This is a genomic window from Amycolatopsis oliviviridis, assembly GCF_014654365.1.
Classification (GTDB): domain Bacteria; phylum Actinomycetota; class Actinomycetes; order Mycobacteriales; family Pseudonocardiaceae; genus Amycolatopsis; species Amycolatopsis oliviviridis.
Window position 1 is genome coordinate 837,131 of record NZ_BNAY01000002.1, and the last position, 25,256, is coordinate 862,386.

General features: G+C 70.0%; 22 protein-coding genes. 9 read left to right on the plus strand and 13 right to left on the minus strand.

All coding sequences use genetic code 11. From position 1 onward, the window contains the following. Nucleotides 1-3 precede the first annotated feature (3 nt). On the minus strand, nucleotides 4-1,602 hold the full coding sequence (locus tag IE302_RS11070; protein ID WP_191254380.1) for an FAD-binding protein: 1,599 nt from the start codon (nucleotides 1,600-1,602) through the stop codon (nucleotides 4-6). Between the two features lie 99 nt (nucleotides 1,603-1,701). On the opposite strand from IE302_RS11070, the gene kstD reads away from it, so the two are divergent. From kstD to IE302_RS11105, 7 genes are all read left to right on the plus strand, one after another. After that, nucleotides 1,702-3,372, plus strand: a complete 1,671-nt coding sequence (gene kstD, locus IE302_RS11075; RefSeq protein WP_191254381.1) for a 3-oxosteroid 1-dehydrogenase — start codon at nucleotides 1,702-1,704, stop codon at nucleotides 3,370-3,372. Beyond that, nucleotides 3,369-4,508: a 3-ketosteroid-9-alpha-monooxygenase, oxygenase component gene (locus IE302_RS11080; RefSeq protein ID WP_191254382.1), complete on the plus strand. Its 1,140-nt coding sequence runs from the start codon at nucleotides 3,369-3,371 to the stop codon at nucleotides 4,506-4,508. The genes kstD and IE302_RS11080 overlap by 4 nt, the downstream gene beginning before the upstream one ends. Beyond that, a complete protein-coding gene (locus IE302_RS11085; protein WP_191254383.1) occupies nucleotides 4,505-4,765 on the plus strand; it encodes a hypothetical protein in 261 nt (86 codons plus the stop codon). The genes IE302_RS11080 and IE302_RS11085 overlap by 4 nt, the downstream gene beginning before the upstream one ends. Further along, nucleotides 4,762-5,787, plus strand: coding sequence for a ferredoxin--NADP reductase (locus IE302_RS11090; RefSeq protein WP_191254384.1), 1,026 nt, complete (start codon nucleotides 4,762-4,764; stop codon nucleotides 5,785-5,787). The genes IE302_RS11085 and IE302_RS11090 overlap by 4 nt, the downstream gene beginning before the upstream one ends. A 10-nt stretch (nucleotides 5,788-5,797) precedes the next feature. Then, nucleotides 5,798-6,661 carry an enoyl-CoA hydratase ChsH3 gene (gene chsH3 / locus IE302_RS11095; protein WP_191254385.1) on the plus strand — a complete coding sequence of 288 codons (864 nt, stop codon included), beginning with the start codon at nucleotides 5,798-5,800 and terminating at the stop codon, nucleotides 6,659-6,661. A gap of 52 nt (nucleotides 6,662-6,713) precedes the next feature. Further along, nucleotides 6,714-7,463 carry a class I SAM-dependent methyltransferase gene (locus tag IE302_RS11100; protein WP_191254758.1) on the plus strand — a complete coding sequence of 250 codons (750 nt, stop codon included), beginning with the start codon at nucleotides 6,714-6,716 and terminating at the stop codon, nucleotides 7,461-7,463. A 100-nt stretch (nucleotides 7,464-7,563) separates the two neighbouring features. Continuing rightward, the gene (locus IE302_RS11105) at nucleotides 7,564-8,019 is read left to right on the plus strand and encodes a riboflavin kinase (RefSeq protein ID WP_191254386.1); all 456 of its coding nucleotides are present in this window, start codon (nucleotides 7,564-7,566) and stop codon (nucleotides 8,017-8,019) included. A gap of 21 nt (nucleotides 8,020-8,040) precedes the next feature. On the opposite strand, the gene IE302_RS11110 is transcribed toward IE302_RS11105, so the two are convergent. From IE302_RS11110 to IE302_RS11140, 7 genes are all read right to left on the minus strand, one after another. Then, nucleotides 8,041-8,628 (minus strand): DUF5134 domain-containing protein, encoded by a 588-nt coding sequence (locus IE302_RS11110; RefSeq protein WP_191254387.1) that lies wholly within the window; start codon nucleotides 8,626-8,628, stop codon nucleotides 8,041-8,043. A gap of 73 nt (nucleotides 8,629-8,701) precedes the next feature. After that, on the minus strand, nucleotides 8,702-9,871 hold the full coding sequence (locus IE302_RS11115) for a lipid-transfer protein (protein ID WP_191254388.1): 1,170 nt from the start codon (nucleotides 9,869-9,871) through the stop codon (nucleotides 8,702-8,704). Further along, on the minus strand, nucleotides 9,871-10,266 hold the full coding sequence (locus IE302_RS11120; RefSeq protein ID WP_191254389.1) for a MaoC family dehydratase: 396 nt from the start codon (nucleotides 10,264-10,266) through the stop codon (nucleotides 9,871-9,873). The genes IE302_RS11115 and IE302_RS11120 overlap by 1 nt, the downstream gene beginning before the upstream one ends. After that, on the minus strand, nucleotides 10,263-11,177 hold the full coding sequence (locus IE302_RS11125; protein WP_191254390.1) for a bifunctional MaoC family dehydratase N-terminal/OB-fold nucleic acid binding domain-containing protein: 915 nt from the start codon (nucleotides 11,175-11,177) through the stop codon (nucleotides 10,263-10,265). The genes IE302_RS11120 and IE302_RS11125 overlap by 4 nt, the downstream gene beginning before the upstream one ends. Continuing rightward, complete coding sequence (locus tag IE302_RS11130) at nucleotides 11,174-12,346, minus strand: acyl-CoA dehydrogenase family protein (RefSeq protein WP_191254759.1); 1,173 nt, start codon at nucleotides 12,344-12,346, stop codon at nucleotides 11,174-11,176. Before IE302_RS11130 ends, IE302_RS11125 begins: the two co-directional genes overlap by 4 nt. A gap of 2 nt (nucleotides 12,347-12,348) precedes the next feature. Next, on the minus strand, nucleotides 12,349-13,413 hold the full coding sequence (locus tag IE302_RS11135) for an acyl-CoA dehydrogenase family protein (protein ID WP_191254391.1): 1,065 nt from the start codon (nucleotides 13,411-13,413) through the stop codon (nucleotides 12,349-12,351). 112 nt (nucleotides 13,414-13,525) lie between these two features. Further along, entirely contained in the window at nucleotides 13,526-14,917 is a 1,392-nt protein-coding gene (locus tag IE302_RS11140) for a WS/DGAT/MGAT family O-acyltransferase (RefSeq protein WP_191254392.1), read from the minus strand. Nucleotides 14,918-14,983: 66 nt separating this feature from the next. Here IE302_RS11140 and IE302_RS11145 point away from each other — a divergent pair, with 66 nt between their 5' ends. Continuing rightward, complete coding sequence (locus IE302_RS11145) at nucleotides 14,984-16,261, plus strand: alpha/beta hydrolase (protein WP_191254393.1); 1,278 nt, start codon at nucleotides 14,984-14,986, stop codon at nucleotides 16,259-16,261. A 110-nt stretch (nucleotides 16,262-16,371) separates the two neighbouring features. Here the strand turns inward: IE302_RS11145 and IE302_RS11150 are convergent, their stop codons facing one another. The 3 genes from IE302_RS11150 to IE302_RS11160 all read right to left on the minus strand — a co-directional run bounded on the left by IE302_RS11150 (nucleotide 16,372) and on the right by IE302_RS11160 (nucleotide 22,526). Beyond that, nucleotides 16,372-17,556 (minus strand): SWIM zinc finger family protein, encoded by a 1,185-nt coding sequence (locus IE302_RS11150; RefSeq protein ID WP_191254394.1) that lies wholly within the window; start codon nucleotides 17,554-17,556, stop codon nucleotides 16,372-16,374. After that, nucleotides 17,556-20,321 (minus strand): SCO1167/SCO6262 family helicase, encoded by a 2,766-nt coding sequence (locus IE302_RS11155; RefSeq protein ID WP_191254395.1) that lies wholly within the window; start codon nucleotides 20,319-20,321, stop codon nucleotides 17,556-17,558. The genes IE302_RS11150 and IE302_RS11155 overlap by 1 nt, the downstream gene beginning before the upstream one ends. A 129-nt stretch (nucleotides 20,322-20,450) precedes the next feature. Then, nucleotides 20,451-22,526, minus strand: a complete 2,076-nt coding sequence (locus tag IE302_RS11160) for an acyl-CoA dehydrogenase family protein (protein WP_191254396.1) — start codon at nucleotides 22,524-22,526, stop codon at nucleotides 20,451-20,453. 156 nt (nucleotides 22,527-22,682) lie between these two features. Here IE302_RS11160 and kstR point away from each other — a divergent pair, with 156 nt between their 5' ends. Further along, nucleotides 22,683-23,330, plus strand: a complete 648-nt coding sequence (gene kstR, locus IE302_RS11165) for a cholesterol catabolism transcriptional regulator KstR (protein ID WP_093932706.1) — start codon at nucleotides 22,683-22,685, stop codon at nucleotides 23,328-23,330. 82 nt (nucleotides 23,331-23,412) lie between these two features. Here kstR and IE302_RS11170 read toward each other — a convergent pair whose 3' ends face one another. Further along, nucleotides 23,413-24,402, minus strand: coding sequence for a TIGR03557 family F420-dependent LLM class oxidoreductase (locus IE302_RS11170; protein WP_191254397.1), 990 nt, complete (start codon nucleotides 24,400-24,402; stop codon nucleotides 23,413-23,415). Further along, nucleotides 24,399-25,244, minus strand: coding sequence for an LLM class F420-dependent oxidoreductase (locus IE302_RS11175; RefSeq protein ID WP_191254398.1), 846 nt, complete (start codon nucleotides 25,242-25,244; stop codon nucleotides 24,399-24,401). The genes IE302_RS11170 and IE302_RS11175 overlap by 4 nt, the downstream gene beginning before the upstream one ends. Nucleotides 25,245-25,256: the final 12 nt, after the last annotated feature.

Sequence of the window (25,256 nt, forward strand, 5' to 3'; positions counted from 1 at the left end):
AGACTAGAACACGTTCTCGTTTTTGTCGACCGATCCCCGGTCGAGGGCACTGTGCGCTCCAGCACGACGCCCGGAAAACACGCAGTCCGCCAGCGACAGACCGCTCACATAGGACCTAGAACAGATTCCCACCGCGGTCCGGCCCGCCGCGTACAGACCGCGGATCGGGACACCGGAGGACGACCGCACGGCGCCGGTTTCCTCGTCCACGACGAGACCGCCGAGGGTCAGCATCGGGCACGGATAGCCGAGGTTCGGCTTGATCGAGACGTCGATCAACGAGTACGGCGCCCGGTCCAGCGGGCGAGCGAACTCCGCGGGTTTGCCGGTCGGATCCGCGCCGGAACGCGACGCCTCGACACTGGCGACCAGCCCTGCCGGGTCCACCCCGGCCTTGCGTGCGACGTCTTCGAGCGAGCCCGCGACGACGCGCTGCCGCAGCAGATAGCGCACCTGAAGCCCTTGGAACCACTGGCTTTGCCCCCGCGCGTCCCGTTTGACCTCCCGGACGATGGCGTCGTCGACCAGCAGCCAGCCACGCCCCTCATGGTCGGCGATCATGCGTTCGCCGACGGCCGCGCCGTACCGGGATTCGTCGATGATCCGGCCGCCTGTCCCGCTCACGAGCAGGCCGCCGAGGAACGCCGACGGCGGGGTGATGAACCGCCAGGCCGAGATCCGCCCGAGTTCCGCGGTGGCCCCGCCCGCTTCGACCCCCATCCGGATCCCGGATCCGTCGTCGGCGGAGGTCCCGAGCGCCAGGCCACCGCGATACGCGGGTGCGTGTTCGCGCACCATCTCGCGGTTGGCGATGAACCCGCCCGCCGCGAGGACGACCCCACGCGAGGCGGATATCCGCAGCTCACGGCCATAGCGGCGTTCGATCCGCTCCACCCGCCGATGCAGCGACTTCCGCAGCGACGGCACGTAGATCCCCGGCTTCGCGGCGTACGCGGCCAGCTTCCGATGCGTCGCCCGCACGCGCGCGGGTGCGTCCCGCAGAGTGGACACGACGACACCGGTCACGGTCCCGTCGGCGTCCACGATCAGGTTCTTCGCCGCGGTCTGCGGCAGCACCTGGACACCCCGGCTGCGAACGGCCTCCATGAGGCGTTTCATCAGCAGCTTCCCGGAGGTCCCCGGGCCCTTGACCCGATGCCCGCGCGGCGCCGGCTTGGCCGCGTCGCGGAAGCCGCCCGCCGCCTCGCTGCCCGAGTAGTACAGATAGTGCTTGTCGCTCGGATACGACGTCTTATAGGGACAGAGACTGCCCTCGAAGGGCACGCCGTTGCCTTCCAGCCAGGAGATCATCTCCGTACTCCCCGCGCAGAACCGCCGCAGGGTCTCCTCGGAGACGACGTCGCCGACCTCCATCCGCAGGTAGCCGTACATCGCGTCGACGCTGTCGTCGACGCCCGCGTCCCGCTGATGCGCAGTCCCGCCACCGGCGTAGACGACACCTCCGCTGACGGCGCTCGCGCCACCACCGGAGAACCGGTCCAGGACGAGCACCTTGGCTCCGGCGTCGGCGGCTTCGATCGCCGCACAGGCGCCGGCCGCCCCGAAGCCCACGATCACCACATCCGCGACGAGGGAGTCCATGACCCCACCCTAGAACTAGAACACGTTCTCGTCTATGGTGACTGGAGCAGCACGAATGCTGCTACATGCTTCCTACAACGTGTTTCAGGTGAGGGGCGTATGGACTACGACGTGATCGTGGCGGGCAGTGGTGCCGCCGGGATGACCGCCGCACTGTCCGCAGCCCATCGGGGACTCGACGTCCTGGTCGTGGAGAAGGCCGCCCACTTCGGCGGCTCGACCGCGCGATCCGGCGGCGGCGTCTGGATCCCGGGCAACCACGCGCTGCGTGCGGCCGGGATCTCCGAACCCCCGGAGCGGGCGCACGAATACCTCGAGTCGATCGTCGGTGACGCCGTCCCGGCGGAACTCCGGTCGGCCTTCCTCGACCGCGGTCCCGAGGTCTTGTCCTTCGTCTGCGACAAGACGCCGCTGCGCTTCCGCTGGGTCCGCGGTTACTCGGACTACCACCCGGAGGCCCCCGGCGGGCGTCCCGGCGGACGATCGGTCGAACCGGCCGCGTTCGACGGCAACCTGCTCGGGCCGGAGCTGGCGAATCTGGAGCCGCCCTACAGCGCTCCCCCGCTGGGCGTCCCGATCACCCAGGCGGACTACCGGTGGCTGAGCCTGCTCGCCCGGCATCCGCGCGGGATCCTCCGCGTCCTCGGCCTCGGCGGGCGCTGGCTGGTCGGCCGGATCCGCCGTCAGCGGCTCCTTTCCATGGGGCAAGCGCTTGCGGCCGGGCTGCGTGAGGGCCTGCGCCGCGCGGACGTCCCGGTCTGGCTGAACACGCCGCTCGTGGACCTGAAGGTCGAGGGCGATCGCGTGGTCGGCGTCGTCGTCCGCCACGAAGGCGAGGAGAAGCTGATCCGCGCGCGGCTCGGCGTCGTCCTCGGCGCCGGCGGGTTCGAACGCAACGAAGAGATGCGGGTCAAGTACCAGCGGGCGCCCATCGGCACGGAGTGGACCGTCGGCGCCGAAGCCAACACCGGCGACGCCATCGACGCCGGGCTCAAACTGGGCGCGGCCGTCGACCTGATGGACGACGCCTGGTGGGGTCCGTCGATCCCGCTGACCGGCGGCCCGTGGTTCGCGCTCGCCGAGCGGTCGCGCCCAGGCTGCCTGATGGTCAACACGCGGGGCGAGCGCTTCGTCAACGAGTCGGCGCCCTACGTCGAGGCCGTGCACGCGATGTACGGCGAAGGAGACGGGCCAGGCCGGAACATCCCGACCTGGCTGGTGTTCGACCAGCGCAACCGCAACCGGTACATGTTCACCGGCCTCGGCCCGCGTCAGCCGCTGCCCGGCCGCTGGTTCAAAGCGGGCATCGCGGTCAAAGCGAGCACGATCGCGAAGCTCGCCGAGCGGATCGACGTCCCGGCCGACGCGCTGGAGAACACCGTGCGCCGGTTCAACGGCTTCGCGAAGAGCGGCGTCGACGAGGACTTCCACCGCGGGCGCAGCGCGTACGACCACTACTACGGCGACCCGCGGAACAAGCCCAACCCGAGCCTGGGCCCGCTGGACGTCGCGCCGTACTACGCGGTGAAGATCGTGCCCGGCGACCTGGGCACCAAGGGCGGCTTGAGGACCGATCCGCACGCGCGTGTCCTGCGCGAAGACGGTTCGGTGATCGACGGGCTTTACGCGGCGGGCAACACGAGCGCGGCGGTGATGGGCCGCACCTACGCCGGTCCCGGCGCGACGATCGGCCCAGCGATGGTGTTCGGCTACCTTGCGGCCGAGCATCTCGCGAAGCAAGATCACGGTCAACCGGGAGGCAGCCGATGACGACGGAATCCGTAAGGCAGATCGACGCGGGCGCGCTCCCTTCGCGGTTCGCGCGCGGCTGGCACTGTCTCGGCCTCGCCGAGCAGTTCCGCGACGGGAAGCCGCACGCCATCACGGCGTTCGGGACGAAACTGGTGGTCTTCGCCGATTCGTCCGGCAAGCTGAACGTGCTCGACGGCTACTGCCGCCACATGGGCGGTGACCTCACCCAGGGCGAGGTCAAGGGCGACGAGATCGCCTGCCCGTTCCACGACTGGCGCTGGAACGGCAACGGCAAATGCGTCTCGATCCCCTACGCCAAACGGGTTCCGCTGCGCGCGCGGACGAAGACGTGGCAGGTGCTGGAGGAGAACAAGCAGCTGTTCGTCTGGCACGACCCGGAAGGCAACCCGCCGCCCGAGGACGTCGTCATCCCGCGGATCGAGGGCGTGTTCACCGGCGAGTGGAGCAACTGGACCTGGGACTCGGTGCTGATCGAGGGCTCCAACTGCCGCGAGATCATCGACAACATGGTCGACATGGCGCACTTCTTCTACATCCACTACGCCTTCCCGACCTACTTCAAGAACGTGTTCGAGGGGCATATCGCCACCCAGTACCTGAACACGAAGGGCCGTCCGGACAAGGGGATGGCGTCCAACTACGGCGGCGAGGAGAACCTGCTGCGGTCGGAGGCGTCGTACTTCGGGCCCTCGTACATGATCAACAAGCTGCTCAACACGTACCAGGGTTTCGAGATCGAGAACGTGCTGATCAACTGCCACTACCCGGTCACGGAGAACTCGTTCGTGCTGCAGTGGGGCGTGAGCGTGAAGAAGTTCGAGGGCGTCTCGGACGAGCACGCGGACAAGATCGCCGGCAAGTTCGCCAAGGGCATCGGCGTCGGGTTCCTGCAGGACGTTGAGATCTGGCGCAACAAGACGCGGATCGACAACCCGTTGCTGTGCGAGGAGGACGGGCCGGTCTACCAGCTGCGCCGCTGGTACGACCAGTTCTATGTGGACGCCGCCGACGTCACCGAGGACATGACTCAGCGCTTCGAGTTCGAAGTGGACACCAGCCGTGCCAACGAGGTCTGGGCGGCGGAGGTGGCCGACAACCTGGCGAGGCAGCAGGCGGAAGAGGCCGGGGTGTGAAGCCCGAGACCGTCGAATTCCTCACCGCCGGGCTGCGGCCGCTGAACTGCCGCGCGTGCGGGACCTGCGTGCTGGTCAAGAAGAACAGCATGCAGCACACCAGCATCCAGTGGACGAGTGACGCGTCCCGCAGTTGCCCGGTGTTCGCGGAGCAGAAGGCCTCCGGGGCGCAGACGGCGTTGCTCGACACCTGCGGCAATCTCAGCGAGAGCATCGAGGTCGCTTTGAAGGACGGCTTGCTGGAGGTACCCGAATGAGCGGTCCCGTCACCGTGACCGTGGCCGAGGTGATCACCGAGACGGCCGACGCGCGGTCGATCGTGTTCGAGATCCCGGCCGAGCACGTCTCCGTTTTCGCCTACACGCCAGGGCAGTTCCTCACCGTCCGGGTGCCGAGCGAGCGGACCGGTTCGGTGGCCCGCTGCTATTCGCTCTCCAGCGCGCCGCACGAGAACCGGGTCCAGGTCACCGTCAAACGCACCGCCGACGGCTACGGCTCGAACTGGCTGTGCGACAACCTCCGGGCGGGCCAAGAGGTCCAGGTCCTGCCGCCGACCGGGGTGTTCAGCCCGGCGTCGCTCGACGAGGACTTCCTGCTGCTCGCGGGCGGCAGTGGCATCACGCCGGTGATGTCGATCCTGAAGTCCGCGCTGGAGCACGGAACCGGCAAGGTGGTGCTGCTCTACGCCAATCGCGACGAGCGGTCCGTGATCTTCGCGAAGGAACTCGCGGACCTCGCGGTGAAGCATCAGGACCGGCTGGTCGTGGTGCACTGGCTGGAAAGCCTGCAGGGCCTGCCGGCCGAGGCGCACCTGCGCGCGCTGGTGAGGCCGTACACCGCGCACGAGGCGTTCATCTGCGGTCCCGGCCCGTTCATGGACGCCGCGCGCACGGTGCTCAAGGATCTCGGATTGCCGCGCAAGAGGATCCATCTGGAGCGCTTCCTCTCCCTCGGCGGGAATCCGTTCGAAGTGGCCGAGCCCGTCGCCGTCGAAGAGGCCGAGGCCCCGGCGTCGGTCGAAGTCACCCTCGACGGCGAGACCAGGAAGCTCGACTGGCCGCGCCGCACGAAACTGCTGGACCTGTTGCTGGAGAAGGGCTTCGACGCGCCGTACTCCTGCCGCGAGGGCCAGTGCAGCGCGTGCGCCTGCCGGGTCACCGCCGGCGAGGTCAAGATGCTGAACAACGAGGTCCTCGACGGCGACGACATCGCCGAAGGCATCGTGCTGGCGTGCCAGTGCCTGCCGCTGACCGACGACGTCACCGTCACCTACGAGTAGGAGTTCCCCCGTGCCCATCGATCCTTCGGTCGCGATCGGCGCCGACCTCGGCGAGGTGAGCTTCGCCTGGACCGCGTCGGACGTGCAGCTCTACCACCTGGCGCTGGGCGCCGGAGCGGATCCGATGAGCCCGCGGGAGCTGCGCTACACCTACGAGGACGGCCTCCAGGTGCTGCCGACGTTCGCCACCGTGGCGGCGAACCTGCGCGTGTTCGAACCGCCCGCGGTCTCCTTCCCCGGTGTCGAGGTGGACCTCGGGAAGGTGTTGCACGGCAAGCAGGAGGTGATCGCGCACCGGCCGATCCCGACGTCGGGCAAGGCCGTGGCGCGGACGCGGATCGTCGACGTGTTCGACAAGGGCAAGGCGGCCGTGATCGTGAACGAGACGGTCGCCACCGACTCCGGCGGAACTCCACTGTGGACGCTGCGGTCGAGCATCTTCGCCCGTGGCGAAGGGGGTTTCGGCGGCGAACGCGGCCCGTCCGACCGCGTCGAGCTCCCGGCACGGGAGCCGGACGCGGTCATCGACACCCCGACGTTGCCGCAGCAGGCGCTGCTCTACCGGCTCTGCGGGGACCGCAACCCCCTGCACGCCGATCCCGGGTTCGCCGCGGCGTCCGGGTTCGACAAGCCGATCCTGCACGGCCTGTGCACCTACGGCGTCGTCGCGAAGGCCGTCACCGACGAGTTCCTCGACGGCGACACCGCCCGCGTCGCCTCGTTCTCGGCCAAGTTCGCCGGCGTCGTCTTCCCCGGTGAACCGCTGCGGACCCGCGTCTGGCGGGAGCCCGCCGGGCTGCTGATCACGACGTCGGCACCGGATCGGGACGACGCGGCCGTTCTTTCCGACACTTTCTTGACCACGACAGACTGAATCATCGTTCCCGCTGGTAGCGGGTCTGGCTACACTCGGCCGGGTGCGCCCCTTGATCTCCGACCCTTATGCCGAACTCGGCCGGGACTACGCACGATCAAGACGTCCGGACCCCCGGATCGCGGCCATCGTGACCGCCGCTCTCGGCGACGCGCGCTCGGTGGTCAACGTCGGCGCCGGCGCCGGTTCCTACGAACCGGGAGACCGCGACGTGGTCGCCGTCGAGCCGTCTTCGCGGATGATCGCGCAGCGTCCGGCCACCGCGGCCCCCGCCGTCCAGGCGTGCGCGGAAGGACTGCCCTTCCCCGACGGCGCCTTCGACGTCGGGCTGGCCGTGCTCACCGTGCACCACTGGACGGACGTGACCGCCGGGCTGGCCGAGTTGCGGCGCGTGTCCCGTCGCCAGGTGATCGTGACCTGGGACCAGGCGGTGTTCGCGCGGTTCTGGCTGGTGCGGGACTACCTGCCGGAGATCGCCGAGCACGAGAGCAGGCTGGCCTGCCTCGACAGGATCGTCGAGGAGCTGAGCGCGGCGGGCGGGACACCTGCGGTCGCTCCGCTGCCGGTGCCCTCGGATTGCGTCGACGGGTTCCTCGGCGCGTATTGGCGCAGGCCGGAGGCTTACCTGTCCGAGCGGGTGCGCGCGGGGATGTCCGGAGTCGCGCTGCTGGACCAGAACGTCGTCGCCGACGCCGTCGGCCGGTTGCGCGCCGACCTCGCCGACGGGCACTGGCACCGGCATCACGTCGGCCTGCTGGGGCGGACGGAACTCGACCTGGGATATCGCGTCGTCACAACGTGATTCAGTACACAGTGGACATCTCCCGTGGCTTGGACGGCGGTCGACCGCCGATGCGAGGCGTGGTATTCATGGCTTTCGTGACAGCGAGGACGGGGGCGGCATGACGGCGGAGTACTTCGTGGTCCGTGGCCAGGTGGAGCAGGGCGATCAGCGGGGCCGGGAACTGGGCTTCCCGACCGCCAACATCGCGCTGCGCGACCAGGACGGCCAGGTCGGCGACGGAGTGTGGGCGGGCTGGGCCGAGCGCGCGGACGGCACGCGGATCGCGGCCGCGGTCTCCGTCGGCAGGCGTCCGACGTACTACGGCGCGGACGGCTACCGGCTCGTCGAGGCGCATCTGCTGGAGTTCAGCGGCGATCTGTACGGCGAGGTGCTGACCGTGTGGCTGGGGCACCACCTGCGGGAGCAGAAGGCGTACCCGTCGTCGGAGGCGCTGATCGCCGCGCTCGACAAGGACATCGCGGACGCGGGCAAGTGGGCCGCGGACAACCCGGCCGAAGGCCTGCCGGACGTGGGAGACGCCGAGAACGGGGTCGTCCGTCACGTCCGCGTTTAGTCCGCTGAACGCGCTCGGCCGCTAGAGGGCCGCGCCCACCAGCATGTAGCCCATCCCCGCGCCCATGATGACCCGGCACACCCGCCGCGACACCTGACCGGATTCGCCGCGGGTACCCGGGTCCCTGGTGCCCCTCGCCGCGAGGACACCGGCGCGTACCGCGTCCACCGCGAAATACCCGGCCACGGCACCGAAGAGCAGCGAAAGCCACAGCGCCGAGCCGCCGCCGGGGCCGGACATCACCAGCCACGGACCGTGAGAAACCTCGCTGTGTGGCATGAACGTCACCATGAACAGCATCGCGACGGCGGAGACCGCGTGGTGCCCGCAGGCGGCGTGCCCGGACCGCCTTCCCTTCCACCACGAGACGGCGAACCAGCCCGCGGTCAGCGCCAGCACCGCCTGCCAGCCCGCCGCGGGGATCGGGCCGCCCACCGGGGACAGCATCGCGACCATGGCGACGACGAGCAGCAGTTCGGCCAGGTCACCATTGCGGACCGCCGCGCCCTGGCGCCCGTAGTCCAGCCGGACGAGTCTCAGCACGCACGGCAGGACCAGCGCGGCGAACACCGCGGTCAAGGTCCACGCGACGATGAGTGGTCCAGACATGTCACCTCCTGGCCGGTATGCCTCTCACCGTCGCAGGTGGCGCACTAGTACACCATCGGGCATCGGGGTGATCTCACCTCGCGGTCAGGACCAGTCCGCTCGTAGGTACGCCGGTACCGGCGGTCACGAGCACCCGGGAGGCCCCGTCGACCTGGTTGACGGCGTCGCCCCGTACCTGCCGGACCCCCTCGGCGATCCCGTTCATCCCGTGGATGTAGGCCTCCCCCAGTTGCCCGCCGTGCGGGTTGAGCGGGAGTTTCCCGTCGAGCTCCAGTGCGCCGCCGGCGATGAAGTCCTTGGCCTCGCCCTTCCCGCAGAAGCCGAGTTCTTCCAGCTGCATCAGGACATAAGGGGTGAAGTGGTCGTACAGCACGGCGAGGTCCATGTCGCCGGGCCCCAGCCCGGACTGCGCCCACAGCTGCCGTCCCACGAGCCCCATCTCGGGCAGTGCCGGGAGGTCGTCGCGGTAGTAGCTGGTCATCACGTATTGATCCGGACCACTCCCCTGCGCGGCCGCCGCGATCACGGCCGGCCGGTGCGGCAGGTCGCGCGCCCGCTCGACACTGGTGATCACCAGCGCGACGCCGCCGTCGCTCTCCTGGCAGCAGTCCAGCAGGTGCAACGGTTCGGCGACCCAGCGGGAAGCCTGATGGTCTTCGAGCGTGATCGGCTTGCCGTGGAACCAGGCCTTCGGGTTCGTCGCCGCGCGGGCACGGTCGATGACGGCCACCCGGCCGAAGTCTGCACTGGTCGCGCCGTACTCGTGCATGTAGCGCCGGGCGAGCATGGCGACGGTCGCGGCGGGCGTCGCGATCCCCATCGGGTAGTGGAACGCGTTGTCGACGCCCGAGGAGTTCACCTGCCCCGCCGCGGCCGAGGACACCTGCCCGAACCGCATCCCGGACCGCTCGTTGAACGCCCGGTACGCGACGACGACGTCCGCGACGCCGGTCGCGACGGCCATCGCGGCCTGTTGCACGGTCGCCGCCGCCGCACCACCGCCGTAGTGGATCCGGCTGAAGAACTTGAGTTCGGGGATGCCCAGTTCCCGCGCCACGGCGATCTCGCTGTTGCCGTCCATGGTGAACGACACCAGACCGTCCACATCGGACGGCGAGAGACCGGCGTCCTTCAGCGCACCCGAAACGGCCTCCGCCGCTAGACGAAGCTCGCTGCGCCCGGAATCCTTGGAGAACTCCGTCGCGCCGATTCCGGCGATCGCCGCCCGTCCGGACAGGGTCATCACTCGCCTCCCAGCGTGATCGCCACGGTGCCCATCACGTGCTCACCGAGACTGTCCACTCCGGACACCGAGATCACCACGTCGTCACCGTCGCGTTCCGTGACCCGGCCGGTGAAGGTCAGGGTGTCGTAGGCGTAGCAGGGCACGCCGAGCCGGATCTTGATCGACCGCACGAACGCCTCCGGTCCCGCCCAGTCGGTGACGAAGCGTTGCACCAGGCCGGTGTCGGTGAGGATGTTGAGGAAGATGTCCTTCGACCCGCGCCGCACGGCGGCGTCACGGTCGTGGTGGACGTCCTGGAAATCCCGGGTCGCCACCGCGGTGCTCACCACGAAGGTCGGGGTGGCCTCGATCGTCAGCGGCGGCAGCTCGGTGCCGACCGAACAGTCCTTCATCGCGCGACCCTCCAAGCGGGCAACGTCAGTTCGTCGTCGATCTTCATGAACGCGGCTTCCACCGAGAGTCCGATGTGGACGGAGTCGGGGTCGGCGTCGAGCAGTTCGCCCATCACCCGGACGCCCTCCTCCAGTTCGACGAGCGCGACCACGAACGGCAGATCCTTGCCGGGGACCTTCGGATGGTGGTGCACGACATAGCTGTAGACCGTCCCGCGGCCGCACGCGACGACGTAGTCCGGCTTCGCGTCGAGGTCGCCGTCGGGCGGCATCGGGCCGGGCGGATGCCGCAGGGTCTCGCCCCAGCGCTGGATCCGCAGTTCCCCGTCCCGCAGCCCGGCCCAGAAGAACTCGGTGTCCTTGCTGATCACCGGCCGCAGGACCGGCGCCGCCTGCTTCACGGGCTCGGCGCCCGGCGGGCGGAACTTCAGCACCCGGAACACCATGTCCGCGACGGCCTCGTCGCCGACGTACCAGGTGGTCTTCGTGGTCACGAACCAGCCTTCGCCCAGCGCGGTGCGTTTCGGCCCGACGACGCTTTCGAGTTTCGCGGTCGCCTCGACCCGTTCACCGTGCCGCAGGTAGCGGAAGTAGTTCTGCTCGGAGTTGGTCGCGACGACCGAGGTGAACCCGGCCTCGTCGAGCACCTCCATCATCGCGCCGAGCGGATCGTCCGACGCCCTCGTCCAGTGCAGCCCGCCCATGGTCCACACCTGCGCCATCGCGGGCGGCGCGACGAGTCCCTTGTGGACGCTCTTGGCGGCGAACTCTTCGTCGACGTAGACCGGATTGCGGTCACCGATGGCTTCGACCCAGTTGTTCACCATCGCCTGGTTGACCGTGTCGCGGGCGGCCCTCGGCGCGGATTCCCCGCGCGCGGCGATGCGTTCGGCGGCTTCCTGGATGCTCATCGCGGCACCCTCGGCAGGCCGAGCCCGGCGGTGGCGATCAGCTCTCGCTGGATCTCGTTGACGCCGCCGCCGAAGGTCAGCACCAGATTGCGTTTGGCCACCACGTCCAGCCACCGCGCCAGATCCGCGGTCTCGGTGTCGGCCTGATCGCCGTGTCGTGCCACGATCTCCTCCAGTCTCCTGGCCAGCCGCTGGATCCGTTCGGAACCGAAGATCTTGGTGGCCGACGCGTCGGCCACCGCCACCGGCCCGGTCGCCGACGACGCCGCGACCTGCCAGTTCAGCAGTTCGTTGATCCTGGCGGCCGCCAGGGTTTCCGCGAGCACGCCGCGGACGTCGGGCAACTGGAGCAACGGCGTGCCGTCCGGGGTCTTCCGGGACGCCGCCCAGTCGCGGACGCGGTCGTGGAGACCACCGATCCGACCGGCGGGGCCGAGCATGACGCGTTCGTGGTTCAGCTGGGTGGTGATCAGCCGCCAGCCCTCGTTCTCCTTGCCCACCAGCATGTTCGCGGGCACCCGGACGTCCGAGTAGTAGGTGGCGTTCACATGGTGCGCGCCGTCGCAGGTGATGATCGGCGTCCAGGAGTAGCCCGGATCGCGGGTGTCCATGATGAGGATCGAGATCCCCTTGTGCTTCGGCGCGTCCGGCGCGGTCCGCACGGCCAGCCAGATGTAGTCGGCGTCGTGCCCGCCGGTGGTGAAGATCTTCTGGCCGTTGACGACGTACTCGTCTCCTTCACGCACCGCGGTCATGCGCAGTGACGCTAAGTCCGTGCCCGCTTCGGGTTCGGTGTAGCCGATGGCGAAATGCACCTCGCCCGCGAGGATCTTGGGCAGGAACAAGGACTTCTGTTCCTCGGTGCCGAAAGCCTGCAGCGTCGGCCCGACGGTCTGCAGGGTCACCGACGGCAGCTGGACGTCGGCCCGGGCGGCCTCGTCGACGAAGAGGTGCTGCTCGATCTCGCCGAAACCCCGGCCGCCGTACTGTTCGGGCCAGCCGACGCCGAGCCAGCCGTCACGGCCCATCCGCCGGACGATCTCGCGGTACACCGGCCCGTGCCGCTCGCGCAGCATCGCGCGCCGCTCGTCGGCGCTCACCAGGCAGGCGAAGTACTTTCGCAGTTCGGTGCGCAGCTGCTGTTGCGCCGCGGTCAGTTCGATCAGCATGTTCACCCCGCCACCAGTTCGCCCAGCGCGGCCAGCCGATGCGAGGCGCCGCCGAGCGTTCGTCCCAGATCCTTGACCGCCGACGAGAACCGGTGCAGTGGATACGTTTCGTCCACGCCGATCCCGCCGTGCAGGTGATGGCAGACGGCCAGCGCCTCGGGCGCCTCCTCCGCCAGCCAGTACGCCGCGATGTCGAGTTCCGCGTCGGCGTCGAGCCCCGCCGCGAGCCGCCAGACCGCCGACCGCGCGGCCAGCTGGACCGTCCTCGACGCGACATAGACGTCCGCGATCTGTTGCGCCACCGCCTGGAACGCCGCCAGCGGGCGCCCGAACTGCTCCCGTTCGCCGACGTGCTCGGTGGTCAGCGCGAGCGCGCCGGCCAGCAACCCGTCGCCGAACGCCACGGTGCCCGCGAGCGCGAACCGGTGCAGCGTCGCGATCGACTCGCCGGGGCCGTGCCCGTTCAGGAGATCGGCGTCGGTGACGGTCACGGAGTCCAGCGTCATCGTGTGGTCCGGCGTACCGGACGACGTTGTGGTCGGGGTCAGCGTCACGCCATCGGCCCGGGGATCGACGAGGAAGACGCCGGTGCCGCCGGGCAGCGAGGCGGGCGTCAGGATCCGGGTGGCCTCCGCCGCGAACGGCACGCCGACCTTCACCCCGCTCAGCCGCCAGTCCCCGGCCGATTCCGCGACGGTCGCGGGCCGGGTGGTGAACGGCGCGGAAGGCTCGTGCAGCGCGGCCGTGAGCACCGAGTCGCCCGCGGCGACCGGCGGGAGCAACGCCGCGCGCTGGTCCGGGCCGCCGAGCGCCGTGACCGGCAGGACCCCGAAGGCCAGCGACGCCAGCGCGGGCGTCGGCGAGGCGACGCGGCCGAGTTCGGTCAGCACCAAGGCGACTTCGGCGACACCGAGGCCGTCACCGCCGAGTTCGGCGGGCAGCGCCAGGGCGAGCAGACCGGCGTCGGCGAGCGCGCGCCACGTGCCGCCGGGCTCACGCTCCTTGCCGAGTACGCGCGCGGTCAGCGCGGTGACCTCGGTCTGCGTCTCGTCGAACTGGAAGTCCACACTGGCTCCTCACCGGGGCGAACGGGCACAATATTGAAACCTGTTCTAGTCTTATCCGGAAGGAGGCGTGACGGCAACCCCCTCGGGAAACGGGGGGTGCGGGAAGAGGGATCTACGGCGTGGCTTTGAGAAGTTCGCCGAGAGCGTCCGGGAAGTGGTCCGCGAGCGGCCACAGCTCCCCGGTCAATTCGCGCGCGCCGAGCAGGCCGACGTCGACCCGGCCCGCGTTGGACAGCACGGTGACGTTGAGCCCGGCGCCGTGGAACACCGGACCGAGCGGATAGAGCCCGGTGATCCGGCAGCCCAGCAGGTACAACGGCATCTGCGGACCGGGCACATTGGACACCACCAGGTTGTGCACCACCGGATGCCGTTCGGCCAGGCGCAGCGCGGAATACGCGCGCACGGCGAGGCCGAACATGGTCGCGGCCGAGAACTGGGCCCAATCCTGGAGCATGTCGGCGTCGATGTCGTGATGGTGGTCCTTGGAACGCCGGTTCGACTCCGCGAGCATGAACACCCGCGCAGCGGGATCCTCCAGATGCGTGGGCAACGAGGCGAAGAACGCCGAGACCTTGTTGCTGCCGTGGTCGCGTTCGGTGCGTTCGTGCACCGACACCGGCACGGTCGCCACCAGCGGGTCTTCCGGCAGTTCGCCGCGATCGCGCAGGAACCGGCGCAGCGCACCGGAAACGACGGCGAGGACGACGTCGTTGACCGTCACCCCGAAGGCGTTCTTGATCCGTTTGACCTCGTCGAGGTCGAGCGAGGTGTAGGCGACGCTGCGGTGTGCCGTGATCGTCCCGTTGAACGACGTGCGCGGCGCGGTGAACGGGACCGGCATCCCCTTGCCCTGCAACGCCTTACCGAGCCATTTCGGGACGAGCCCGAGCAGGTCCGGGAGCAGTTTCGCCACCTCGACCGGACGTTTCGCGAACGACGTCAGTCCCTCGCCGAGCAGCGCGCGCCTGCCGGGGACGCCTCCGTTGTGCCGTTCGTCACGCGCGATCTCCGGCGGGGCCGCGTCCGGTTCGAGACCGGCGAGATAGGTGATCAGGCTGGCGCCGCTGACGCCGTCGACGCTGGCGTGGTGCATCTTCAGCAGGACCGCGATCCCGCCGTCGGCCAGGCCTTCGATGACGTAGAGCTGCCACAGTGGTTGTGCGCGGTCCAGGCGTTGTCCCGCGATGTGGGCGCAGAGTTCGGCCAGTTCCCGCCGGTCGCCGGGTGCGGGTACGCCGATCCGGTGAACGTGGGCTTCCAGATCGAAGTCCTCGTCCTCGACCCACACCGGATGCGTGAGATTCCAGAGTGGATTGTGCAGCTTGCGCCGGAATGCCGGGATCAGCTGGACCCGTTCGGCCAGTTTCTCCTTGAAGCGCTCGAAGTCGTAGCCGCCGGGCATGGTCGCGCCGTCCAGGGTGAGCAGCCCGCACACATGCAGGACCTGGGTCGGTGTCTCCAGGTAGAGGAAACTCGCGTCCAGACCACTCAGTCGCTGCATAAGAATCACCTTAAGTGAACTTTGCAACCGGTTCTAGGCGGTCACCCGGCGGTAGGATCGGTGCCCATGCAGCCGAGTTTCGTCGTCCGCCAGGCACTCCAGCTCGCGCTCACCGCGAACGCGCTGAAGCCGCCGAGAGGTGCCCGGACAGCGGTACCGGCGTTCTTCGCGGGCTGGCTCACCGGGGAACTCGCCCCCCATCTGCTCGCCCTCACCGCGGCCGACACGGCGGCGCATGTCGCGCGGCACCGGGGCGGGTCGAGCAAGGCCGGTCTCGCGCTCGCGACGGCGTCGGCGGCCGGGCTCGGCGCGCTGATCGCGCAGTCCCAGCGAGCCAGGGGCGAGATCGAGACCGCACTGACCGAAGGCATCGGCAAGGCCTACGCCGACGAGCTCGAGCACCCGCCGAGCCCGACCGACCTCGCGACCCCGTGGGGCCAGCTGGCCATGCCGTTCCGCATGCGCGACCCGCAGGTCCGGCGGACCCGCGACATCGCCTACGCACCCGGCGGGAAGCGGTTCCTGCTCGACGTCTACGCCCCGCGCGAACCGGTCACCGGCGCGCCGATCCTGCTGCAGGTGCACGGCGGCGCGTGGGTGATCGGCAACAAGGACCAACAGGGCCTGCCGCTGATGCTGCACATGGCCAAACGCGGCTGGATCTGCATCGCGATCAACTACCCGCTCTCCCCCGCCGCCCGCTGGCCGGCGCATATCGTCGCGGCGAAACGCGCGCTGGCCTGGATCCGGGACAACGCCGAGTCCTACGGCGGCGACCCGTCGTTCGTCGCCGTCACCGGGGGTTCGGCGGGCGGGCATCTCGCGGCGCTGCTGGCACTGACCGCGAACGACCCGGCGCTGCAGCCCGGTTTCACCGAGGCGGACACGAGCATCCAGGCCTGCGCCCCGCACTACGGCGTGTACGACTTCGCCGCGACCAGCGGGCGGCGCTCCAGCCAGACCCGGCTGAAGACACTGATCGCCCGGCACGTCTTCGAGGCGGACCGCGATCCGGTGAACTTCCTCGACGACTACATCGCGGCGTCACCGCTGGACCGGATCACCGAGGACGCGCCGCCGTTCTTCGTCATCCACGGCGTCCACGACTCGCTGGTGCCGGTGGGCGAGGCCCGCGAATTCGTGCGGCGCCTGCGGGAGAAGTCCCAGCGTGAGGTCGCGTACGCGGAGATCTCCGGCGCTCAGCACGCCTTCGACGTCTTCCCCTCGATCCGCAGCGCGCACGTGGTCCGCGGGGTGGAGCGGTTCCTGGAGTGGAGCCACCGCACCTGGCGGTCCGGGGAGGCACCGCACTCACGTGATCAGACCCGGAACTCACGTGCTTGAAGCCGGGACTCACGTGATCGGAGGCCGCACACCCGAGTTACGGCTCTGATCACGCGAGTCACGCCTTCAAGCACGCGAGTCACGCCTTCACCTCGGCCGAGCCGCCGGTGTCAGGGTGGGTAGAGCACGTCTGTCGGCCGCGCGGACGCCGGGCCGTCGACCCGCCAGCCCTCGCCCTCGCGCACGAAGCGGTACCAGCGTTCGTCACGGCCGTAGCGCAGTTGCAGGTCGCCCTGGGTGATCCGGTTCCGCCAGGTCTTCGGCGTTCCCGGCAGCCCCGACTCGGCGAAGTCCGCCTTGGCCTGTGCGAGCGGCGCCTGCGCCGGCCGCCAGACCTCCCGGACGGCCGCCATCCCGCCCCGGCCCGCCTCACGCCAGGCCTGTGCCCAGACGGCGAGCTCCCGCGCCGCGACCCCGGCCGCCTCGGCGAGTCCGGCGACCTCGCCGGGATCGCCCGCCGCCGCCCGGCGCGCGAGGTCTTCCTCGAACGACAGGTCCGTCTCGCGCTCGGGCCCCATGACCAGCAGCTCCCAGGCCCTCGCGGCGGCGTCGGCAGCCAGTTCCGCGAACGTGTCGCTGCTCCAGCCGGTGCGGTGCGGCGGGTCGATGTCGAGGACCGCCGGTGGTCCGACCGTGCCCGGGACGGCCAGCCGCGGCGGCAACGCGGCGATCCGCCGGGTGTAGGCGCGTTTCGGGTCCACACCGGGCGCCGCGGGGGCGCGCACCCGCTTGCCCGGCCGGCTCGCGGGAGCCCGGCGGGCCCGCAGTTCCGCGAGCACGGCCTCCCTCGGCCTGCCGCGCAGCAGGAACAGCACGAACGGATCGGCGTCGACCTCGTCCGCGACCAGGTAGTACACCGCGGCGACGTGCTTGCACGGATTCGCGCTGTCGGGACAGGAACACTTCGGCCGGAGATCGCCGGGGCCGGGAAGCAGGTCCGCGCCGGCGGCCCGCGCGTCCTCGGCCAGCTCGCCGGGCAGTTCGCCGTCGAGCAGGGCGGCGACGTGCCCGAGCCGGGTACCGGCCATGCCGAGCAGGCTCTCCCATTGCTCGTCGGTGAACGCCTTCATGTGGATGGTCACCCGGTACGGCACCGCGCGGCTGCCCTGCACCCAGGCCGTCACCTCGCCCGCGCCGACCGCGAGCTTGCTGACCGTGCCTTTGCGCGCGTACGTCCGGCCTCGCGGCAACCGGTTCGGGTCGAGCTTGGCTCGCTCCTCCAGCGCCTCGACCCACGCCGCGCCCCACCACGTGTTGCCGAAGGTGCGCCGTTTCCGGCCGGTCACGCCGGGCATCAGGTCTCCCCGAGCCGGACGAGGTCGGCGAGTTCGTCGTCGGACAGTTCGGTGATCCAGTTCTCGCCCGCACCGATGACCGCGTCGGCCAGCCCGCGTTTGGTCTCCAGCATCGTGGCGATGCGCTCTTCCAGGGTGCCCTCGGCGATCAGCCGGTGCACCTGGACCGGCCTGTCCTGCCCGATCCGGTACGCGCGGTCGGTGGCCTGGTCCTCGACGGCCGGGTTCCACCAGCGGTCGTAGTGGATCACGTGGGTGGCCTTGGTCAGGTTGAGCCCGACGCCGCCCGCCTTCAGCGAGAGCAGGAACACCGGCACCTCACCGGCCTGGAACCGGGCGACCATGTCTTCGCGGTCCTTGGGCGTGCTCGACCCGGACAGCAGCATCGTCGGCAGCCCTCGTTCGGCGAGGCGTTTCTCCAGCAGGCGGCACAGCTGGACGTACTGGCTGAACACGAGCACGCTGTCGCCCTCGTCGAGGATGACGTCGAGCAGTTCTTCGAACGCGGCGAGCTTGCCGGACCGGCCGTGCAGCACCCCGGGTTCCTTGAGGTACTGCGCCGGATGGTTGCAGATCTGCTTGAGCTCGGTGAGCAGTTTGAGCACCTGCCCGCGCCGGGCCGCCCCGTCCAGCTCGCGGATCATCGCGAGGTTCTCCCGGACCACGGCCTCGTACAGCGTGGTCTGCTCGGCGGTGAGCGGGACGAACCGGTCGGTCTCGGTCTTGCGCGGGAGTTCGGGGGCGATGTCCGGGTCGGTCTTCTTGCGGCGCAACAGGAACGGCCGCACGGTCGTGGCCAGCCGCTCGGTGACCGCGACGTCCCGGTTGCGTTCGATCGGGCGGGCGACCTTGCGGCGGAACCCGTCGAGGGAGCCGAGCAGGCCCGGCGTCGTCCAGTCCACTATGGACCACAGCTCGGTGAGCCGGTTCTCCATCGGCGTCCCGGTCAAGGCGACCTTCGCGGCGGCCGGGATCTTCCGCAGTTCCTTGGCGGTGACCGAAAGCGGGTTCTTGACATGCTGGGCCTCGTCGGCGGCGATCATCCCCCAGTCCACTTCGGACAGTGCTTCGCGATCCCGGCGGAGGACACCGTACGTGGCGAGCACGACCTCGTCCGGCGCGACCTCGTCGAGATGCCGTCCGCCGCCGTGGAACCGGCGCACCGGGATGTCCGGCGCGAACCGGGCGAACTCACGTTCCCAGTTGCCCAGCAACGACGTCGGGCACAGGACGAGCGTGGGGCCCTCCCTGCGCGGGCGGCGGTGCAGATGCAGGGAGATGAGCTGGATCGTCTTGCCCAGCCCCATGTCGTCGGCGAGGCAGGCGCCGAGACCGAGGCCGGTCATCGTCGCCAGCCAGGCGAGACCCGCCTTCTGATACGGCCGCAGGGTGGCCTTCAGTTCCGCGGGCTGCTCGATCGGTTCCCCGGCGCTTTCCCGGATGCGCTGGAGCAGCCCCGTCATCGCCGACGGGACGGTGAACTCGACCTTCTCGCCGTCCAGTTCCAGTTCGCCGGTGAGCGCCGCGGCCAGCGCCTCGGCACCGGAGAGCTTCTTCGTGCGATGAGCGCGCACCTTGGCGATCAAGCGTGCGTCGACCTTGACCCATTTGCCGCGCAGCCGGACCAGCGGCCGTTTGGCCTCCGCGAGCGCGGTGACCTCGGCGTCGGTGAGCTCCTCGTCCCCGAGGCTCAGCCGCCAGCGGAACTGCAACAGGCTCTTGAGCGTGAACTCGGGCCCGGTGACACTGCCCGGGGCCTGCGTCGCGCTCGCCTTGGCCTTGAGCTCGCCCGAGAAGAGATCCTTCGGCCACTGCACCTCGATACCGGCGCCGCCGAGCGCCGCGTCCCCGTGGGTCAGCAGGTCGACGACCTCGTCGTACTCCAGCGCCAGCTCGGTCGGCGCGGCCGACCGGAGGATGCGCCCCAGCGGCGCCCACGCCCTGGCGCCCCGGCGCAGACCGAGCAGCATCTGGGTCTCGACCTGCTCGCCCATCCGCTCCAGGACGGCTTCGGGTGCGTCCCACAGCGTCGCCGCCTCGACGATCAGGCTCGGATCCGCGGCGCTCCGCACGGCGACGACGGCGGAGAACGTCGGCTCGTCTTCAGGAACCTCGGGCTCATGCACTTCCATGCGCAGCACGAGATGCGCGCCCTGCGCCTGCCGGGAGCTCAGTTCCGCGAGCCACGCGGCACCGTCCGGCCCGACCAGCGTTGGCTCAGCCGCGGCGAACGCCGGACCGCCCGCCGCGACGCTCGCGGCGGGCGTACGGACCAGCACGTCCGCCGTCGCGTCCCAGAACGCGCGGATCAACGACTCCGGCGAGTGCAGCCTGATCCGTTTCAGCCCGGACAACGGCAGCGCGTGCGCCTCGGGCGGCAACGCGGCGGCGAGACCGCGCAACATCTCCTCGTCGGTGACGTCGAGCGGGCCGACCCGCCACGAATCCACCCCGCCGGGTGAGGCGGCGGGCAGCAGCCTGCCACGGGCGATGAGGTTCACCCCGGCCTCGGCGACGGCCGACCACGCGGCGATGGCCGGGCTCAGGTCGCCGTCCGCGGTCAGCAGCCGGGGAATCACGCGTGACAACGGGACGAGCGCCGCGTCGACCTTCGTGCGCCGGAAGACCTTCCCCACCGGCAGCACGAGTTCGATCGCGGTGTCACCCGCTACGCCGTCTCCCCAGAGCGCCAGCACGCCGTCCCGCGGGGGATCCGAGGGGACGAAGGTGGCTTGGGTTCCTGTGCCGAACTCCACGACCCGCACGCTAGAGCACGGGACCGACAGCCGTCGGGCGGCGGTGTCGTGAAAGGGCCGTTCAGGACATAAAACGTCTTGAACGGCCCTTTCATGACACTCGAAACGGCCGTGACAGGGACTTTCGCGACACGGCCGTCAGGAGCGTGGAAGCCCCAGCAACCGCTCCGCGGTCAGCGAGAGCAGCACCTGCGTAGTGCCGCCGGCGATACTGAGGCACCGCGTCAGCAGGAACTCGTGCTGCGCGGGATCCCCGGCCACGAGAGCGTCCTCACCGAGCGCCTCCAGCGCGAATTCCGCCACCGCCTGCCGGTGCCGGACGCCCAGCAGCTTGCGCACGCTCGACTCGGCGCCCGGGTCCTGGCCGTCGAGCCGCCGCAGCGTCGCCCGCAGGTCCAGGACCGAGCACGCGCTCCCGTCGGCGATCAGCTCACCGAGTTTCTCCAGGTCCGCCTCGTCGCCCAGGGTGGCGAGCAGGTTCTCGACACCCTCCCCCACCGCGGACCCGCTGCCGAGGGCCACGCGCTCGTTCGCCAGCGTGGTCCGCGCGAGTCGCCAGCCGCCGTCGACCTCCCCGACGACCATGTCGTCCGGGACGAAGACGTCGTCGAGGAACACCTCGTTGAAGACGGCGTCACCGGTGATCTCTCGCAGGGGACGCGTGCTGATCCCGTCGGCGGTCATGTCGACGAGGAAGTAGGTGATCCCCTTGTGTTTCGGGACGTCCGGGTCGGTGCGCGCCAGGCAGATCGCCCAATCGGCTTCGCGCGCGAGCGAGGTCCACACCTTCTGGCCGTTCAGCAGCCACCCGCCGTCGGCACGCCGGGCCGTCGTGCGGAGCGACGCGAGATCGGAGCCCGCCTCGGGCTCGCTGAACAGCTGGCACCAGGTGATCTCGCCGCGCAGCGTGGGCGCGGCGAATCGTTCGCGCTGGGCCTCGGAGCCGTGTTCCAGCAGTGTCGGCACCGCCCAGGCGCCGATGACCAGATCCGGGCGCCGGACGCCGGCTTCGGAGAGCGCGGCGTCGATCCGCAGTTGCTCGGCCGCCGTGGCGCCCCGGCCGTACGGCGCGGGCCAGTGCGGGGCCAGCAGCCCCGAATCGGCCAGCGCGACACGCCGTCCCGCTTCGGGCAGGGCGGCGATTTCGCCGACCAGGTCACGGAGTCCGGCGTCTTCGCCGACCTCGACGCGCAACGTCCGGCGGTCACCGCGCAGCGCGAGTTCGGCGGCGCGGCGGCGCCAGCGGGCGGCCCCGCCGAGCCAGTGCCGCAGGGCCACGGCGCGGCGCAGATAGAAGTGCGCGTCGTGCTCCCAGGTGAAGCCGATGCCGCCGAGGACCTGAATGCAGTCCTTCGCGTTGGCCACGGCCGCGTCGAGGGCGTAGGCAGCCGCGGTCGCCGCCGCGAGGTCGTGCTGCGCGGGATCGTCGGCAGCCCTCGCCGCGTCCCACGCGAGCGCGTCGGTGGCCTCGGCCCGGCAGAGCATTTCCGCGCACAGATGCTTGATCGCCTGGAACGACCCGATGGGACGACCGAACTGCTCTCGCACCTTGGCGTACTCGACGGCGGTCCGAAGACACCATCGCGCGATCCCCGCGGCTTCGGCCGCGCCGAGCGTGGCGGCGTAGGTTTCCACCGGCAGGTCGTCGAAAACCGCCTCGGGCCGCACCTTCGTACAGCGGACGCGGCCGACCGGCCGGGAGACGTCGAAGGGGTCGCCCGGCTCGATGTCCACTCCGGACGTCCCAGGTGGAATGAGCGCGGAGACGTCACCGTCGGAGACCAGCGACCACGCCGACGGGTGAACGTCGAGAGCCGGTCCCGACTCGCCGTCGACGACCGAATCCGCGATGCGGAAGCCCCGGCCGAGCACCACCGCCAGCCGTTCGGTCCCGTCCGCGAGACCGGGCAGGATCTCTTTGGCCGCTTGGGGAACCGTCGCGAGCAACGCGCCGCCCAACGCCGTCCCGAGGACAGGACCGGGCACGAGCGCTTCGGCCGCTTCGGCGAGCCCGGCGGCCAGATCGGCGAGTGTGCCTCCCGCGCCGCCGACGTCTTCGGGAATCGCCACGCCGAACAAGCCGAGTTCCGCCAGTCCTGGCGGCGGCTCGGCGATCCGGCCACTCCGGACGGCGTCGACCGGGCGGGCGGACGCCGCCCAGGCCCTGATCGACGCGGCCAGCGCCGCCTGTTCCTCGGTGAGCGCGATCGACACGGATGGACCTCCTCGCGGTGACCTACCCGCGAGTGTAGAACGTGTTACAGTTTCTTGCCCAGTGGGTCACGTCTTGAACAGTTCGTCCGCTTGGGTACGCTACGCGAGGAAAGTGGAACAAGTTACGAAGATCGTTCGATGAAGGGGGACGTGGCGATGCCAGGGAAGGCCAAGGCACCCACGAGCGCGAAGGCACGAAGCGGCAACGGTCTCTCCGCGCTGGGCGGCGAGGAACTCGGCTCCGCGGCACAACGCGACCGGCGGCGCCGCATCATCGACGCGACCCTCACCCTCGCCGCGAAGGGCGGGTACGACGCGGTCCAGATGCGGGCGGTCGCCGAGAAGGCGGACGTCGCGCTCGGCACGCTGTACCGCTACTTCCCCTCGAAGATCCACCTGCTGGTCTCCGGACTGGCCAGGGAATTCGAACGCGCGCAGGAGAAACTCGACCGCGCGGCCATCCCCGGCGAGACCCCGAGCGAGCGGCTCATGTTCGTCCTCGGCCGCAACACCCGGATGATGCAGCGGGACCCGCATCTCACCGAGGCCATGGTCCGCGCGTTCATGTTCGCCGACACCACCGCGGCCGCCGAGGTCGAGCAGGTCGGGCGGCTGATGGAGAACATGTTCGCCAAGGCCATGGGCATCGAGGACCCGACCGAGGCCGACCGCGACATCTTCCACGTCATCGCGGACGTCTGGATGGCGAACCTGGTCGCGTGGGTGACGCGGCGCGCTTCGGCGGCCGACGTCGCGAACCGGCTGGAACTCTCGGTGCACCTGCTGCTGGACAAGAACGCCTGAAGTCCCTGCGCTCGTGCAATGAAGGGGCCTTTCATAGCAAATTTTGCTATGAAAGGCCCCTTCATTGCAGCGCTGGCGCGCGTTACGCGGTCAGCTTCGGCAGCACGTCCCGGCCGAAGGTCTCGATGAACTCGTCCTGGTTCCGGCCCACGTTGTGGATGTAGATCCGGTTGAAGCCGGCGTCGACGTACTTCTGCAGCGCCGCGCGGTGCACGTCCGGGTCGGACGAGACGACCATGCGGCCCTCGAAGTCCTCGCGCCGCACCAGTTTCGCCATCTGCGCGAAGTCGAACGGCGAGCGGATGTCGGCCTTCGGGAACTTCATGCCGCCGTTGGGCCACTGGTCCATCGCGTTGGCCCACGCCGTCTCGTCGTCCTCGGCCCACGACAGGTGCACCTGCAGCAGCTTCGGCATCGAGTCCGGATCCTTGCCCGCCTTGCGCGCGCCGGTGCCGAAGTTGTCGAGGATCCCCGCCAGCTTCTCGATCGACGCGCCGGGCGTGATCAGCCCGTCCGCGAGCTCACCGGTCTTGCGCGAGGTGTACGGGCCCGCCGAAGCGATGTAGATCGGCGGCGGTTCGTCCGGCAGCGTCCACAGCCGCGTGGTGTGCAGCTTGAAGAACTCGCCGCTGTGCTTGACGTCCTTGCCGGTGAACAGCTTCCGGATGACCTCGAGTGCCTCGAACATCCGCCGGACCCGCTCGGGCGCTTCGGGCCAGTAGCCGCCGATGATGTGCTCGTTGAGCGCCTCGCCGGAGCCGATGCCGAGCCAGGTCCGGCCGGGATACGTCGCCTCCAGGGTCGCCGCGGCCTGCGCGACCATCGACGGATGCAGCCGGAACGACGGGCAGGTCACGCCCGGTCCGAGGTCGCCGGTGGTGTTCTCCGCCAACGAGGCGAGCACGCTCCACACGAAGGAAGCTTCACCCTGTTGAGGGACCCACGGCTGGAAGTGGTCGGCGGCCATCTGGCCGGAGAACCCGTGTTGTTCGGCCAGCGCGGCCAGCCGGATCGACTCGCGCGGCGAGAACTGCTCCAGCGCCGCGGCCAAGCCGATTTGCACCTCAGTCACGCCTGCTGCCCCTTTCGAAAGCTCTCGGCGACCTTCGCGAACTGGTCGAGTCGTTCCAGTGTCGCCGCTTCGGGCTCGGTCGGCAGGAAGAGCGTGGCCTCGTCGACGCCGCCGTCGGCCAGCTTGCCGAGCGCGTCCTCTTCAGGCGTGGCACCGAAAGCCGAGAACTTGATGTCGCTCCGGCCCTGGTCGGCCAGCCACTGGCGCGCCCGGCGAAGCTCTTCCGGCGGGGTGTGGGCGTGCGGCAGCCAGCCGTCGCCGTACTTGGCGATCCGCTGCATCGCCTTCTCCCCCGCACCGCCGATGTAGATCGGCGGATGCGGCTTCTGCACCGGCTTGGGCCAGGCGAAGATCGGGTCGAAGTCGACGAGCTCGCCGTGGAACTCGGCCTCGTCCTTGGTCCAGATCTCCTTCAGCGCGGCGAGCTGCTCGTCGACGAGCGCGCCCCGGGTGCGTGGATCCGTGCCGTGATTGCGCATTTCCTCCCGGTTCCATCCGACGCCGACGCCGAAGACGAACCGGCCACGGGAGACCAGGTCCAGCGAAGCGACTTCCTTCGCCGTGTGGATGACGTCGCGCTGCTGCAGCAACGCGACGCCCGTGCCCAGTTTCAGGTTCGACGTGGCCCCGGCCGCCGCGGTCAGCGCGACGAACGGGTCCAGCGTCCGGTAGTACACGCGCGGCAGGTCGCCACCGCCCGGGTACGGCGATTCCCGGCTGACCGGGATGTGCGAATGCTCCGCGATGTGCAGTGAGCTGAACCCGCGCTCTTCGATGGCTGCGCCGAGGACGTCCGGCCTGATGCCTTCATCGGTGATGAAGGTGGCGATTCCGATCTCCATGTTCGGTAACTA